At 65.4% G+C, this 13,816-nt stretch carries 16 protein-coding genes; 2 read left to right on the top strand and 14 right to left on the bottom strand.

The genetic code is table 11. The features are described from left to right. Positions 1-62: 62 nt before the first annotated feature. A complete protein-coding gene (locus tag BBJ41_RS14470) occupies positions 63-878 on the bottom strand; it encodes a MetQ/NlpA family ABC transporter substrate-binding protein (RefSeq protein WP_069746962.1) in 816 nt (271 codons plus the stop codon). Between the two features lie 220 nt (positions 879-1,098). Next, on the bottom strand, positions 1,099-2,736 hold the full coding sequence (locus BBJ41_RS14465; protein WP_069746961.1) for a methyl-accepting chemotaxis protein: 1,638 nt from the start codon (positions 2,734-2,736) through the stop codon (positions 1,099-1,101). Between the two features lie 203 nt (positions 2,737-2,939). On the opposite strand from BBJ41_RS14465, the gene BBJ41_RS14460 reads away from it, so the two are divergent. Next, the gene (locus BBJ41_RS14460) at positions 2,940-3,230 is read left to right on the top strand and encodes a YciI family protein (protein WP_069746960.1); all 291 of its coding nucleotides are present in this window, start codon (positions 2,940-2,942) and stop codon (positions 3,228-3,230) included. A 132-nt stretch (positions 3,231-3,362) separates the two neighbouring features. On the opposite strand, the gene BBJ41_RS14455 is transcribed toward BBJ41_RS14460, so the two are convergent. From BBJ41_RS14455 to BBJ41_RS14435, 5 genes are read right to left on the bottom strand one after another with little or no spacing between them, the layout of a single operon-like run. Further along, on the bottom strand, positions 3,363-3,980 hold the full coding sequence (locus BBJ41_RS14455; protein WP_069746959.1) for an SCO family protein: 618 nt from the start codon (positions 3,978-3,980) through the stop codon (positions 3,363-3,365). An 18-nt stretch (positions 3,981-3,998) separates the two neighbouring features. Next, positions 3,999-4,901, bottom strand: a complete 903-nt coding sequence (gene cyoE, locus BBJ41_RS14450) for a heme o synthase (RefSeq protein WP_069746958.1) — start codon at positions 4,899-4,901, stop codon at positions 3,999-4,001. A gap of 8 nt (positions 4,902-4,909) precedes the next feature. Next, positions 4,910-6,022 carry a COX15/CtaA family protein gene (locus BBJ41_RS14445; RefSeq protein ID WP_069746957.1) on the bottom strand — a complete coding sequence of 371 codons (1,113 nt, stop codon included), beginning with the start codon at positions 6,020-6,022 and terminating at the stop codon, positions 4,910-4,912. Positions 6,023-6,047: 25 nt separating this feature from the next. Continuing rightward, positions 6,048-6,674 carry an SCO family protein gene (locus BBJ41_RS14440; protein ID WP_069746956.1) on the bottom strand — a complete coding sequence of 209 codons (627 nt, stop codon included), beginning with the start codon at positions 6,672-6,674 and terminating at the stop codon, positions 6,048-6,050. Positions 6,675-6,734: 60 nt separating this feature from the next. Further along, positions 6,735-7,445 (bottom strand): SURF1 family protein, encoded by a 711-nt coding sequence (locus BBJ41_RS14435; protein ID WP_069747714.1) that lies wholly within the window; start codon positions 7,443-7,445, stop codon positions 6,735-6,737. An 84-nt stretch (positions 7,446-7,529) separates the two neighbouring features. Here BBJ41_RS14435 and BBJ41_RS14430 point away from each other — a divergent pair, with 84 nt between their 5' ends. Continuing rightward, positions 7,530-7,739 carry a twin transmembrane helix small protein gene (locus BBJ41_RS14430; protein WP_006477735.1) on the top strand — a complete coding sequence of 70 codons (210 nt, stop codon included), beginning with the start codon at positions 7,530-7,532 and terminating at the stop codon, positions 7,737-7,739. A 174-nt stretch (positions 7,740-7,913) separates the two neighbouring features. Here the strand turns inward: BBJ41_RS14430 and BBJ41_RS14425 are convergent, their stop codons facing one another. The 7 genes from BBJ41_RS14425 to BBJ41_RS14400 form a co-directional block, all read right to left on the bottom strand. After that, entirely contained in the window at positions 7,914-8,771 is an 858-nt protein-coding gene (locus tag BBJ41_RS14425; RefSeq protein ID WP_069746955.1) for a cytochrome c oxidase subunit 3, read from the bottom strand. 138 nt (positions 8,772-8,909) lie between these two features. Beyond that, positions 8,910-9,110: a DUF2970 domain-containing protein gene (locus tag BBJ41_RS14420; protein ID WP_083281873.1), complete on the bottom strand. Its 201-nt coding sequence runs from the start codon at positions 9,108-9,110 to the stop codon at positions 8,910-8,912. Between the two features lie 16 nt (positions 9,111-9,126). Next, the gene (locus BBJ41_RS14415; RefSeq protein WP_069746953.1) at positions 9,127-9,735 is read right to left on the bottom strand and encodes a cytochrome c oxidase assembly protein; all 609 of its coding nucleotides are present in this window, start codon (positions 9,733-9,735) and stop codon (positions 9,127-9,129) included. Between the two features lie 35 nt (positions 9,736-9,770). Next, positions 9,771-9,911: a cytochrome oxidase small assembly protein gene (locus BBJ41_RS41165; RefSeq protein ID WP_006486385.1), complete on the bottom strand. Its 141-nt coding sequence runs from the start codon at positions 9,909-9,911 to the stop codon at positions 9,771-9,773. A gap of 66 nt (positions 9,912-9,977) precedes the next feature. Beyond that, positions 9,978-11,585, bottom strand: coding sequence for a cytochrome c oxidase subunit I (gene ctaD, locus BBJ41_RS14410; RefSeq protein WP_021163746.1), 1,608 nt, complete (start codon positions 11,583-11,585; stop codon positions 9,978-9,980). A gap of 43 nt (positions 11,586-11,628) precedes the next feature. Next, positions 11,629-13,218: a cytochrome c oxidase subunit II gene (gene coxB / locus BBJ41_RS14405; protein ID WP_069746952.1), complete on the bottom strand. Its 1,590-nt coding sequence runs from the start codon at positions 13,216-13,218 to the stop codon at positions 11,629-11,631. 57 nt (positions 13,219-13,275) lie between these two features. Then, positions 13,276-13,800 (bottom strand): DUF2244 domain-containing protein, encoded by a 525-nt coding sequence (locus BBJ41_RS14400; protein WP_069746951.1) that lies wholly within the window; start codon positions 13,798-13,800, stop codon positions 13,276-13,278. Positions 13,801-13,816: the final 16 nt, after the last annotated feature.

Genomic DNA, 13,816 nt, shown 5'->3' with positions numbered 1-13,816 from the left:
CAATGAAAAAGGGCCTGCGCGATGCAGGCCCTTTGCGTTCAGCGGTAAGACGGGTGCGGCGCTCAGAACGACGCGACCATCGAGCCCTTGAACTGCTTCTTGATGAATTCCTTCACTTCCGGCGACTGGTACGCCTTGACCAGCTTCTTCACCCACGGCTGATCCTTGTCCTTCGAGCGCACGGCGATCAGGTTCGCGTACGGGCTCGTCAGCGATTCGAGCGCGATTGCGTCCTTGGTCGGCTGCAGGTTCGCGGCGATCGCGTAGTTCGTGTTGATCACGGCCGCGTCGACGTCCGACAGCACGCGCGGCAATTGCGCGGCGTCGAGCTCGGAGATCTTCAGCTTCTTCGGGTTCTCGGCGATGTCGAGCACCGTCGCGTTGTTGCCGCCCGTGCCGGCGCCCGACTTCAGCTTGATCACGCCTTGCGTCTGCAGCAGCAGCAGCGCGCGGTTCTCGTTCGACGGATCGTTCGGCACCGCGAGCTTCGCGCCTTGCGGCAGGTCCTTCAGCGACTTGAACTTCTTCGAGTACACGCCCATCGGCGAGATGTAGGTCAGGCCGGCGCTGACGAGCTTGTAGCCGCGCTGCTTCACCTGGCTGTCCAGGTAGGGCTGGTGCTGGAAGCTGTTCGCGTCGAGGTCGCCCGAATCGAGCGCCGCGTTCGGCTGCACGTAGTCGTTGAACTCGATGACCTTCACGTTCAGGCCTTCCTTCTCCTTCGCGACCTTCTGCACGAGTTGCCACACTTCCGAATCCGGGCCGGCGACCGTGCCGACCTTGATGACCTTGTCCTCGGCGTGCGCGCCCGCCGACAGCGTCAGCGCTGCGCCGGTGGCCAGCACGGAAAATACCTTCAGGAGACTGCGACGCTTCATCTGTTTCTCGCTTTCTTGCTTACTTGAAATGGGGCGCGATACGGGTATGCCCCGACTCGCAGGAAGGGGCAAATGGTGTCACAGGATCCGCGGGAAGTGAAATACATCCCGCTCATATGGGTATGCACCGCAGCGGTGCTGGCGGAAGCGGCGAGACTTGGCCGTTAGTTGCGTTGTGCGTCGTTATACGCGTTTGCCGCCCCGTGTCAGCCGCCCCGTGTCACGCCACCGCCGCTTCGTCGGCCGCCTTCGCGCCGAACGCGGGTTCGACCGCCCGTCCGCCGGCCCGGCGCGACGGCTGGCCGCCGGCATCGCCGACCCGGAACGCGCCGATCGCATCGCGCAGCCGCGCGGCCTGCTCCTGCAGCGACGCGGCGGCTGCGGCGGCTTCCTCGACGAGCGCCGCGTTCTGCTGGGTCACCTGGTCCATCTGCGTGACCGCGCGCCCGACCTGCGTAATGCCGCTCGCCTGCTCCTCGGATGCCGCCGCGATCTCGCCCATGATGTCGGTCACGCGCGCGACGGCCTGCAGGATCTCGCCCATCGTCGTGCCGGCCTGGCCGACCAGCGTCGACCCGTTGCGCACGCGCTCGACCGAGTCGACGATCAGCTCGCGGATCTCCTTCGCGGCCGTCGCGCTGCGCTGCGCGAGCGAGCGCACTTCGCCCGCGACCACCGCGAAGCCGCGGCCCTGCTCGCCCGCGCGGGCGGCCTCGACCGCCGCGTTCAACGCGAGGATGTTGGTCTGGAACGCGATGCCCTCGATCACGCCGATGATGTCGGCGATCTTGCGCGAGCTGTCGTCGATCTCGCCCATCGTGCCGATCACGCGGTTCACGACGTCGCTCCCGGTACGCGCGATGTCCGACGCGCTGTTCGCGAGCCCGCTCGCCTGCCGCGCGTTGTCCGCGTTCTGCTTCACCGTCGCGGTCAGCTGCTCCATGCTCGCGGCCGTTTCTTCCAGCGACGCGGCCTGCTCCTCGGTGCGCTGCGACAGGTCGTCGTTGCCGGCCGAGATCTCGCGGCTCGCCGACGCGATCGATTCGGCCGACTGGCGAATCCCGCCGATCGTCGCCTGCAGCCGCGCCTGCATGTCGCGCATCGCCGCCATCATGCTCGTGCGGTCGCCCGCGCGCACCGGCACCGGCTGCGTCAGGTCGCCCTGCGCGATGCGCGTCGCGAGCGCGGCCGCTTCGTCGGGCTCGCCGCCGAGGCTGCCGCGCACGTTGCGGATGATCACCAGCATCGCCGCGCTGATCACGAAGCCGATCACGAACACGACCGCGAGGTGGCCGAGCAGCGTCCGGTAGTAGATGGTGTCGATGTCCTTCAGGAAGACGCCGCTCGAGATGTTCCAGTCCCACGGCGTGAAACGCGTGACATAGCTGATCTTCGGCACGGCGGTCTCGCTGTGCGGCAGCCGCCCGCGATACTCGGCGAAACCGCTGCCGGTCGCCTTCGCCGCGTTCAGGATCGTGACGAACAGCGGCTTGCCGTCCGGATCGAGATAGTCGCCGACCTGCGTGCCGACCAGCTTCGGCAGCGTCGGGTGCATCAGCACGACCGGCTTCGAGTCCATCACGAACACGTAGCCCGAATCGCCGTAGCGCATCGCCGCGAGGCTCGCGAGCGCATCGCGCTTCGCGTCGGCCTCGGGCAGCGTGCCGCTCTGCGCGAGCGCGTGATACGCCTTCACGATGCCGGCCGCCGAGTCGACGAGATTCGCGATGCCGGCCTTGCGTTCGGCGAGCATCGTCGCGCGCGTCTCGTAGGCGCTCCATGCGCCGACGCCCAGGAGACCGATCCATACCAGCGCAAGCGCGAGCCACAGCTTGCGGTTCAAACTCATTCTGCTCATCTGCGTGCCTTGTTGTCGATGTCGATGCGCACGAACGGCCGGCCGCGCGCAAACGGTTGCCCTTTTATTTACGGCAACGAGGCTTACAACTTGAATACGCGGCGGCCAGGAACGCGCGCCGCCGGCGCGACAGCCCGCAGCCGCTGTGCTAAAACGACCGGCTGGCCGGCGCGCGAAGCGCCGGCGACATTCCAGGGCCATCCATGTACGTCATCGACATCCACTACACCGCGTCGCTCGAGCGCATCGACGACGCGCTCGAACGCCACCGCGCGTATCTGCAGCCGCTGCTCGACAAGGGCGTCTTCATCGCGGCAGGGCCGAAGGTGCCGCGCGAAGGCGGCGTGATCCTCGCGGCGCGCATCGATCGCGACGAGCTGGACGCGATCCTGAAGACCGACCCGTTCGTCACCGAAGGGCTCGCCACGTATCGCGTGACGGAATTCCGGATCACGCGCGCCGCATCCGGCTTCAACGTGCCCGCGCTGCCGTAACGTAGCGCACACGCATGCCGACGCACCGTCCGACGGGCGGTGAATGCAAACGACGAAGGGAAAGGGAGACTGCGTGACGGCGTGCGGTGGCCGTCACGCGAAACGCCGGGCCGTGCGCCCGGCGCCTGCCGGTCAGTCGACCAGCAGCTTCAGGTCGTGGACCCACGGGCCGGGGCCCTGGCCGTCGCGCACGAACAGGCGCAGCTTGCCGTCGCGGTCGAACACGTAGCTCGCGGCCGTGTGATCCATCGTGTAGCTGCCGGGCGTCTTGCCGGGCACCTTCGCGTAGTACACGCGGAAATCCTTCGTGACCTTCTTCAGCGCGGCTTCGTCGGCCGGCCGCAGGCCGATGAACGACGGATCGAACGCCGGCACGTACTGGCCGAGCAACGCCGGCGTGTCGCGCTCCGGATCGACGGTGACGAACAGCACCTGCACGCGCTTCGCGGCATCGGGCCCGAGCTGTTTCAGCGCCTCGGACAGCTCGGCCATCGTCGTCGGACACACGTCCGGGCAGTGCGTATAGCCGAAGAACATCACGACTGCACGGCCCTTGAAGTCGGCGAGCGTGCGCACCTTGCCGGTCGTATCGGGCAGCGAGAAGTCGCTGCCGAATTGCGTGTTGCCGGTGATGTCGAGATTCTGGAATTTCGGCGCGTTGTCGCATCCGGCGAGCAGCAGCGCTGCCGTGAATGCGCACGCGAGCATCCAGCCTTGGCGCGCGCGGCGCCCGAACCGTGAATGGAGCATTGCGTTCAAACCGTGCGGTTACACGCCGAGCAGCGGGCGTGCGTAGTGATCGACGAGCAGCGCGGCGAACAGCAGCGACAGGTAGACGATCGAGTAGCGGAAGGCCTTGCGGGCGAGTTCGTCCGAATAGTCGCGGTAGATCTTCCACGCATACGCGAGGAACACCGCGCCGAGCAGCACCGCGCTCGTCAGGTAGACAACCCCGCTCATCCCGGAGATGAACGGCATCAGCGTGACGGCGAACAGGATCACCGTGTACAGCAGGATATGCAGCCGCGTGAATTTCTCGCCGTGCGTGACGGGCAGCATCGGCAGCCCCGCGGTTTCGTAATCCTTGCGGCGATAGAGCGCGAGCACCCAGAAATGCGGCGGCGTCCACACGAAGATGATCAGCACGAGGATCCACGCATCGCCCGGCACCGCGCCGGTGACCGCGGCCCACCCGAGCGCCGGCGGCATCGCGCCCGACGCACCGCCGATCACGATGTTCTGCGGCGTCATCGGCTTGAGCAGCAGCGTATAGATCACCGCGTAGCCGACGAACGTCGCGATCGTCAGCCACATCGTCAGCGGGTTCGTGAACGTATAGAGGGTCCAGGCACCCGCGCCGCCGAGCACGGCCGAGAACACCAGGATCTGCGGCGTCGTGATCTCGCCGCGCGCGGACGGGCGCCATGCGGTACGACGCATCATCGCGTCGATCTTCTGTTCGACGAGGCAGTTGATCGCGAACGCGGCGCCGGCCAGCAGCCAGATGCCGACCGTGCCGCCGATCAGCACGTGCCACGGCACCATGCCCGGCGTCGCGAGGAACATGCCGATCACCGCGCAGAACACCGCGAGCTGCGTGACACGCGGCTTCGTCAGCGCCATGTACTGGGAAAACCGGCTACCGGGCGATTGGGAGAGGGTGCTTTGCATGGGGGCGGTCACGCCGGGGCGGCGTCGCGCGCGGGCTGCGCGACACGGCCGGGGCGGCTTGAAAGGATGCGAAAGTTTAACATGACGACGAGCAGCAGCAGGATCGCGGCGCCGCCGTTGTGGGCGACGGCGACCGGCAGCGGCCACTGCAGCACGATGTTGGTCAGGCCCGTCACGAACTGCAGCAGCACGACCAGCAGCACGCCGTTCGCGGGCCGCCGCAGCGATTCGAAGCGGCGCATCTTCAGCGCGAACGCGACCAGGTACGCGACCACGACGAACGCGAACGTGCGGTGCGTCCAGTGGATCGCGACCAGCGCATCCTGCGTGATCGCGTCGCCGTCCTTCGTCATCCCGAGCGCGCGCCACAGGTGGAAGCCGTGCTGGAAGTCCATCGGCGGAATCCACTGGCCGTTGCAGGTCGGGAAGTCGGTGCATGCGAGCACCGCGTAGTTGGTGCTCACCCAGCCGCCGAGCGCGATCTGGACGACGAGCAGCACGAGCGCCGCAAGCGCGGCCGCGCGGTAGCGGCCGGCCTCCGGGTCATGCGACGGCAGCGGCGTCTGCCGCGCCGCGAGCCAGCCGAGCGTGCCGAGCAGCGTGAGGCCGAGCAGCAGGTGAATCGTGACGATCACCGGCTGCAGCTTCATCGTGACCGTCCACGCGCCGAACGCGCCCTGCACGAGAATCAGCACCAGCAGGCTCGTCGGCCACCACGGCGACACGTGCAGCGGGCGGCGGCGCAGCCGCGCGGTCCATGCGATCACGACCTGCGCGATGATCAGCACGCCGATCGCCATCGCGAAATAGCGGTGAATCATCTCGATCCACGCCTTCGTCATGCTGACGGGCCCCGTCGGCATCGCCTGGTGCGCGGCCGTGATCGCGGCATGCGCGATGAACGGCGACGACGTGCCGTAGCAGCCGGGCCAGTCGGGACACCCGAGCCCCGAATCGGTCAGCCGCGTAAAGCCGCCGAACATCACGAGGTCGAGGGTCAGGAACGTGGTGATCCACACCAGCTTGCGGAACTTGTTGTCGTCGGCCTTCACCCACACGTACGACAGCGGCAGCAGCGCGATGCAGGCGCCGATCAGGCCGAGTTGCAGTAGATACGACATCGGAATGGTGCCTCGCTCTCTTGCCTTAACCGATGCTCGACCACTTCAGCAGCTTCGTCACGTCCGACTTGATCTTGCTGGGATTCGGGTCTTTCGGGAAACGCATCATCAGGTTGCCGTTCGGGTCGACCATGTAGATGTGGTCGCTGTCCTGCGTGCCGGCGTCGGCCGGCAGCCATGCGGCAACCGCGGCCGGATCGGCGACGAGCCGGCGCGTGTCCGGATAGGCGTCCAGCACCTTCTGCGGCATCGCACCCGCATCGCTGCGCAGCCACACCATCGTGATGCGGTGCCGCTCGCCCGCCTGCGTGACGCGGATCTGGCGCATGAAATAGAGTTTCTTCGCGCATGCTTCATCGCACGCGCTGCGGTCCGTCATCACGAACAGCCACACGCCGCGCAGCGACGACAGCGGCACGGTCTTGCCGGTTTCGTCGGTCACCTGCAGATTCGCCGGGATCGGGCGCTGCGGCTCGATCAGCGTGCCGTAGTTCGTCGACCCGCCCTTCGGCTTGATCACGTAATAGGTGAAGTACGACGCGAGCATCGGTGCGGCGCACACGAGCCCCAGCAGCACGAGCATCCAGCGGCCGCGCTTGCGGGCCGCGGGCGAGATCGGCGCAGCGGCCGGACCTTGACGGGAAGATTGCATGGACAAATCAGACCTCTCGAAACGAACCCGCGGCGCCTGTGCCGCGTCCTGGCATGGTGCTCACGCGCCGGCCGACTTCCTGCCCGCACGCCGCGCGGCGTACAGGCCGAAACCGAGCGCGGCCGCCGCCATGGCCCACCACTGAAACATGTAACCGTAATTGCGCTCGACGCCGGTCGTCGCCGCCGGCCAGTCGCGCACGAGCTTGTCGCTGTCGTCGCTCGTCTGCTGGATCACGAACGGCTGCAGCGGCAGCCCGGTTTCCTTCGCGTACGCGGCGACGTCCAGGTTCTGGCGGATTTTCTGGTGCGCCGCCGAACCGCCTTCGCCGAGCTCGAACGCGCGCGACGCGTCGGCGCGCGCAATGCCCACGATCTCGACGTCGCCCTCGGGCGTCGTGAACGACTCGATTGCCGTGCGATCGGCGATATTGCGCGGCAGCCAGCCGCGGTTGACGAGCACGACGCCGCCGCCCGTGAGTTTAAACGGCATCACGACGTAAAAACCCGGCTGGTCGTTATACGGCCGATTGTCGAGATATACGGCTTGCTCGGGCATGAAGCGGCCCTTCGCACGCACCCGATGAAACTCGATCGAAGCCAGCGGAATCGGCTGCGCGCCGATATCGACGGGCGTTGCATGCTCGTAGCGCACGATGCTCGCCTGCAGCGCTTCCTTCTGGTGCGCGCGGTCGAGTTGCCAGAAACCGAGACGGATCGTGACGGCGACGACGGCGAGAATCAGCAGCGCAGGCAGCCAGCGAATCTTCATCGTGCGGCCCGCCCGGCACATTCGCGAAAGCGAAGTGCGATAATTATCCTCTTCCTTCCGAATTGCCGTCGTCCGGTTCGTGTCATGCACATACTCGTTCCCATCGCCTTCGTCCTCATCATTGCCAGCATGGGCTCGGCGCTCTACTTCATGATGCACGACCGCGGCCACACGAAGCGCATGGTCTGGTCGCTCGCCACCCGCGTCGGGCTATCGGTTTCGCTGTTCCTGCTCATCCTGTTCGCGAACTGGATGGGCTGGATCCATTCGACCGGCCTGCCGATCGGGCGTTGACGCATTTGCCGCCACGGTCCGCTGTGACATATCGCCGCACGGCCGCGCCACCAAGTAAAAGCGCCGCCTGACTGAGTCGCGGCGGCGCCAGGGTGGTGTGGCCGGCAGCCAGCCGCTGCCCGGTCAACACCAATGAAAACGGCCCGCGCATTGCTGCGCGGGCCGTTTTTCCATTTACAGCCAGTAGACGACGACGTACAGGCCGAGCCAGACGACGTCGACGAAGTGCCAGTACCACGCGGCGCCTTCGAATGCGAAGTGATGTTCGGGCGTGAAGTGGCCACGGATCATCCGCACCAGCACCACCGCGAGCATCGTGCCGCCGAGGAACACGTGGAAGCCGTGGAAGCCGGTCAGCAGGAAGAACGTCGAACCGTACACACCCGAATTCAGCGTCAGGTTCAGTTCGTTGTACGCGTGGTAGTACTCGAAACCCTGCAGGAACAGGAAGCAGATACCGAACGCGAGCGTCGCGGCCATCCATGCGATCGCCTTCTTGCGATGATCGTCACGCAGTGCGTGGTGCGAGATCGTCAGCGTCACGCCCGACGACAGCAGGAATGCCGTGTTCAGCGTCGGGATCGGCCACGGGCCCATCGTCTTGAAGTGACCGGCAAGTGCGGCCGGACCTTCGTTCGGCCACACGGCGGAGAAATCCGGCCAGATCAGCTTGTAGTCGAGGCTGCCGAGCTGGTGCAGCGCGATTTCACGCGCATAGAACAGCGCGCCGAAGAATGCGCCGAAGAACATGACTTCGGAGAAGATGAACCAGCTCATGCTCCAGCGGTACGACTTGTCGACGTTCTTGCCGTAATGACCGCCTTCCGACTCGGCGATCGCGTCGCCGAACCAGTGATACAGCGTGAAGAGCAACCACAGCAGGCCGAGCAGCGCCGTAAACGGCGCCCAGTCGTGACCGTTGATCCACAACGCCGCCGACCCGAGCATGACCAGCAGCCCGATGGCCGCACTGATCGGATGGTGCGACGGATGCGGCACGAAATAGTACGGGGTCTGGTTTTGACCGCTCATGCTTGATTCTCCACTTCAGTCCAATTTGTGTACCGGAAACCGCTCCGGCTTTATTTCTTGCGCGGCGTGACCGCCACCGCTCTTTCCTGCACACAGCGCCGTGGCGCTGCGCACTGCATTCTTTCGTGCCCGCGGGCTTCAGCCCACGACGGCACGCACGATCAGGATCAGCACGCCGATGAACACACCGGCTGCGATCAACGCGACGATCAGCACGTGCAGCGGATTGAGCTGCGTCGCGTCGGCCTCCAGGTCGCGCCGCTTGCGCACCCCGAAGAACGACCACAGTACGGCTTTCAGCGCCTGGCCGAACGACCCGCCACGCTTCACCTCCGTCATCGCCCCGCCTCCGTCGTCATGCATCCGGTTTCGCCGCGCCCTGCGCCGCCGTGCTGCGCGTCGCCGGCGCCGGCGCGGCCGGCGTATTCAGCTCGAAGAACGTGTACGACAGCGTGATCGTCTTCACGTCCTTCGGCAGTTTCGGATCGATCACGAACACCACCGGCATCTTGCGCGACTCGTTCGCGGCCAATGTTTGCTGCGTGAAGCAAAAGCACTCGATCTTCTTGAAGAACTCCGTCGCCTGCTTCGGCGCGTAGCTCGGAATCGCCTGCGCGACGACCGGCCGGCCCTGCCCGTTCGTCACGTCGTACACGATCGTCGTCAGCTCGCCCGGATGCACGTCGAGACTGTTGTGCTCCGGCTTGAAACCGAGCGGACCACGCGCGTTCGCATCGAACTCGACCGACACCTTGCGGCTGTAGTCGACCTGCGAGTTCTTCACCTCGCGCTCGCTGACGTCGCGCTGCACCAGGTTGTTGATGCCGGTGATCTGGCAGATCGCCCGATACATCGGAATCAGCGCGAAGCCGAAGCCGAACATCAGCCCGGCCACGACGAAGAGCTTCACCAGCATCGAACGATTGAACGCGCGATCGACGGCGCCCTCTTCCGGCTTCGACATACGACAACTTCCTCGCTACTGCGTCAGTTACTGCTTCAGTGAGTGGACAGCCACCACTGCTTGATCACGACACCCACAAAAAAAACGGCGGCGATGACGAGCAGGGTGAGGCCGAGCCGCTTGTTGCCCGCACGGATCTGCTCGGGCGTTCGTCTTTCTTGTGGATTCCGGGTCATCTGAAACTTCGGTTCGGCGCCCGCCGCTGCCTGCCAGGCAGGCAGCAGCGAAGCGCACTGTGAAACTTACTCGACGTGCGGCGGTTGCTCGAACGTGTGGAAGGGAGCCGGGCTCGGCACCGTCCACTCGAGGCCCGTCGCGCCATCCCACGGCTTGTCCGACGCCTTTTCCAGCTCGCCGCCGCCACGGTAGGCCGGCAGCGCGACCGCGAACAGGAAGTACACCTGCGCGAGGCCGAAGCCGAATGCGCCGATCGTCGCAACCTGGTTGAAGTCCGTGAACTGCGCCGGGTAGTCCGCGTAGCGACGCGGCATGCCTGCGAGACCGACGAAGTGCATCGGGAAGAACGTCAGGTTGAAGAAGATCATCGACGCCCAGAAGTGGATCTTGCCGCGCGTCTCGTTGTACATCCAGCCCGTCCACTTCGGCGCCCAGTAGTACCAGCCCGAGAACAGCGCGAACAATGAACCGGCCACCAGCACGTAGTGGAAGTGCGCCACCACGAAGTAGGTCCCGTGATACTGGATGTCGAGCGGCGCCATCGCGAGCATCAGGCCCGTCAGGCCGCCGAACGTGAACACGAACAGGAAGCCGATCGCGAACAGCATCGGGGTTTCGAACGTCATCGAGCCGCGCCACATCGTCGCGAGCCAGTTGAACACCTTCACGCCCGTCGGCACCGCGATCAGCATCGTCGCGTACATGAAGAACAGCTGACCGGTGACCGGCATGCCCGTGGCGAACATGTGGTGCGCCCAGACCATGAACGACAGGATCGCGATCGAAGCCGTCGCGTACACCATCGAGCTATAGCCGAACAGCGTCTTGCGTGCGAACGCCGGGATCACCTGCGACACGATCCCGAACGCCGGCAGAATCATGATGTACACCTCGGGGTGGCCGAAGAACCAGAAGATGTGCTGGTACATCACCGGGTCGCCGCCGCCTGCCGCGTTGAAGAACGACGTGCCGAAGTGGCGGTCGAACAGCACCATCGTGATCGCGCCTGCCAGAACCGGCATCACGGCGATCAGCAGGTAAGCCGTGATCAGCCACGTCCATGCGAACATCGGCATCTTCATCAGCGTCATGCCCGGCGCGCGCATGTTCAGGATCGTCACGACGATGTTGATCCCGCCCATGATCGACGACGCGCCCATGATGTGCACCGCGAAGATCGCGAAGTCCATGCCCGGGCCCATCTGCGTCGACAGCGGCGCATACAGCGTCCAGCCGGCGGCCGTCGCGCCGCCCGGCGCGAAGAACGAGCCGACCAGCAGCACTGCCGCGACCGGCAGCAGCCAGAAGCTGAAGTTGTTCATCCGCGCGAACGCCATGTCGGACGCGCCGATCTGCAGCGGAATCATCCAGTTCGCGAAGCCGACGAACGCCGGCATGATCGCGCCGAACACCATGATCAGGCCGTGCATCGTCGTGAGTTCGTTGAAGAACTCCGGACGCATGATCTGCAGGCCCGGCTCGAACAGTTCGGCACGGATGCCGAGCGCCATCACGCCGCCCGACAGGAACATGATGAACGAGAACAGCAGGTACAGCGTACCGATGTCCTTGTGGTTGGTGGCGAACAGCCAGCGCCGCCAGCCGTGCGGCATTTCGTGCGCGTGGTCGTCGTGCGCGTGGTCCGCGGCTACGTCGTGCCCGATGCTAGACATGAGAATCTCCTAATGCGAATACGTCGACTAACTCAGCGACACGTCAAGCCGCCGGCCCGATCTCGACACGCCGGGCTTCCTTAGCGTCAGCCCCGCCCGTGATCGTTTCCGGCTTTTTGAGAATAATGTGGTCTTCCGCCACGCCTGCTGCCTTCAGCGCATCGCGCACGGCTTGCGCACGATGCTTGGCCAGTTCGGCGTTTGCGTCGGCCGAGCCCGTCTTGTCGGTGAAGCCCGACAGCGCGAGCTTCGCGTCCGGATGTGCCTTCGCATAGTCGGCCGCGGCGGCGATCGCCGCTTTCGCGTCGGCCGGCAGCACGCTCTTGCCCGTCTCGAAGTAGATCGTCGACAGCGCGGCCGATGCCGCTGCCGCCGGCTGCTCGGCCGCACCCGACGCAGCTTGCGCCGGAGCCGCTTCGGCCGGTGCCGCTGCTGCGCCTGCCGTGTCTTCCGGCATCTTGCCGTTGCGCGCGTCAGCCACTTGCTTCGGCTGCAGCAGGTCGTTCTTGTGGTTGCCCCACGAATTGCGCTCGTAGGTGATGACCGATGCGATGTCGAGGTCCGACAGCGATGCCCACGACGGCATCGCGCCCTTGCCGTGCAGCACGCGCTCGACGTGGCCGGCGATCGGGCCGTTCACGATCGGGCTGCCGTCCATCGCCGGGAAGGCGCCGAGGCCCTTGCCGCTCACCTGGTGGCAGGCCGCGCAGTTCGCCTTGTAGACTTCCTCGCCGTGCGCGACGAGTTCGGCCATCGTGTAGACCTTGTTCGGATCGACCGCCGCGCTGGCCAGCTTGGCCTTCTGCGCAGTCACCCACTTCGCGTAGTCGTCATCCGACAGCACTTCGACGACGACCGGCATGTACGCGTGTTCCTTGCCGCACAGCTCGGTACAGAAACCGCGGAACGTGCCGACCTTGTCGGCCTTGAACCACGTGTCGCGCACGAAGCCGGGGATCGCATCCTGCTTCACGCCGAACGCGGGCACGTACCACGAGTGGACGACGTCGTTCGCGGTCGTGATGATGCGGATCTTCTTGTTGACCGGCACGACGAGCGGGTTGTCGACTTCCTGCAGATAGGTGTCGGTGATCGGCTTCTTGCCCATCACTTCGTCACGCGGGGTGGCCAGCGTCGACAGGAAGCCGATGCCCTCGCCCGGACCCTTCACGTAGTCGTAGCCCCACTTCCACTGGTAGCCGGTGACCTTGATCGTGAGATCGGCGTTCGTCGTGTCCTTCATCGCGACGACGGCCTTCGTCGCCGGCAGCGCCATCAGCACGACGATGACGAACGGCACGATCGTCCAGACGATCTCGACGGTCGTGCTTTCATGGAAATTGGCGGCCTTGTAGCCCTTGGATTTGCGGTGCGCGAAGATCGAATAGAACATCACGCCGAACACGCCGACGAAGATCACCGTACACAGGATCAGCATCATCGTGTGGAGATCGTAGAGCTCCTCGGCGATTTTCGTGACCGGCGGCTGAAAGTTGATCTCGTTGACGCGGGGGCCGCCCGGGCTATCACCGACCGCCAGGGCGGCACCGGCAAAGAGCAATCCGCTGCATGCCAGCACGCCCGTGAGGGCTCGCTTGATTGTTTTCATAGCATCCTTACCCAAAATTTCCATTCAAACCCTCCCCCGTCGCAAGCCGCCGGCCTGTATCCGGCCGGTGCCCGCGCCTCGTCAGCCGCAGCGCCTGAGCGACACGCGCAGTTCGTCTGCGAACTGCGCACGCTTGTACTGCGCGAGATGCTGCCCGATTACGACGGTCTGCCCGCGCGATACCAGCCGAATCGGATCGCGTGGCGTCGCACCCGGCTCGACCCGCACCCAGCGCGGGTTGAATTCGATCTGCGTGAGCCGCTCCGCATCCATCCGCTCGATCACGAGCCGATGCGGAAACAGCCTGATGCGCTCGTAATCGACCGCATGGCGGGCATAGATCGCAAACGCGACACCTACCGCCAGCAACTCGATTCCGGTGAAGGGCATGACGAGCCAGGCCCCTCTCCACATCAGCAACGTCGCGATCACCAGCGAGAAGCCCGCGAGCGACGCGTAAAACAGCACGAACTGGCGTGGCGACACCGAACAGTTGCGTTTCATCAGCCAGTCTTCGAGGACCGGTTCGCCGTTCGCCGTCTCCGCCACAACGCTCGCTGCTTCCATCGCCGCCTCACGCGAATGGCATGCGATGCATGCCTGCATCGGACTCGTCGCCCCG

This window comes from Burkholderia stabilis (genome assembly GCF_001742165.1).
Taxonomy (GTDB): domain Bacteria; phylum Pseudomonadota; class Gammaproteobacteria; order Burkholderiales; family Burkholderiaceae; genus Burkholderia; species Burkholderia stabilis.
The sequence above is the reverse complement of the archived record's forward strand: the minus strand, read 5'-3'. Positions and strand labels throughout refer to the sequence as shown.

Coding starts and splice junctions, on each gene's coding strand:
- BBJ41_RS14470 (WP_069746962.1), bottom strand. CDS start 878: ATGAAGCGTCGCAGTCTCCTGAAGGTATTTTCCGTGCTGGCCACCGGC.
- BBJ41_RS14465 (WP_069746961.1), bottom strand. CDS start 2,736: ATGAGCAGAATGAGTTTGAACCGCAAGCTGTGGCTCGCGCTTGCGCTG.
- BBJ41_RS14460 (WP_069746960.1), top strand. CDS start 2,940: ATGTACGTCATCGACATCCACTACACCGCGTCGCTCGAGCGCATCGAC.
- BBJ41_RS14455 (WP_069746959.1), bottom strand. CDS start 3,980: ATGCTCCATTCACGGTTCGGGCGCCGCGCGCGCCAAGGCTGGATGCTC.
- cyoE (WP_069746958.1), bottom strand. CDS start 4,901: ATGCAAAGCACCCTCTCCCAATCGCCCGGTAGCCGGTTTTCCCAGTAC.
- BBJ41_RS14445 (WP_069746957.1), bottom strand. CDS start 6,022: ATGTCGTATCTACTGCAACTCGGCCTGATCGGCGCCTGCATCGCGCTG.
- BBJ41_RS14440 (WP_069746956.1), bottom strand. CDS start 6,674: ATGCAATCTTCCCGTCAAGGTCCGGCCGCTGCGCCGATCTCGCCCGCG.
- BBJ41_RS14435 (WP_069747714.1), bottom strand. CDS start 7,445: ATGAAGATTCGCTGGCTGCCTGCGCTGCTGATTCTCGCCGTCGTCGCC.
- BBJ41_RS14430 (WP_006477735.1), top strand. CDS start 7,530: ATGCACATACTCGTTCCCATCGCCTTCGTCCTCATCATTGCCAGCATG.
- BBJ41_RS14425 (WP_069746955.1), bottom strand. CDS start 8,771: ATGAGCGGTCAAAACCAGACCCCGTACTATTTCGTGCCGCATCCGTCG.
- BBJ41_RS14420 (WP_083281873.1), bottom strand. CDS start 9,110: ATGACGGAGGTGAAGCGTGGCGGGTCGTTCGGCCAGGCGCTGAAAGCC.
- BBJ41_RS14415 (WP_069746953.1), bottom strand. CDS start 9,735: ATGTCGAAGCCGGAAGAGGGCGCCGTCGATCGCGCGTTCAATCGTTCG.
- BBJ41_RS41165 (WP_006486385.1), bottom strand. CDS start 9,911: ATGACCCGGAATCCACAAGAAAGACGAACGCCCGAGCAGATCCGTGCG.
- ctaD (WP_021163746.1), bottom strand. CDS start 11,585: ATGTCTAGCATCGGGCACGACGTAGCCGCGGACCACGCGCACGACGAC.
- coxB (WP_069746952.1), bottom strand. CDS start 13,218: ATGGAAATTTTGGGTAAGGATGCTATGAAAACAATCAAGCGAGCCCTC.
- BBJ41_RS14400 (WP_069746951.1), bottom strand. CDS start 13,800: ATGCAGGCATGCATCGCATGCCATTCGCGTGAGGCGGCGATGGAAGCA.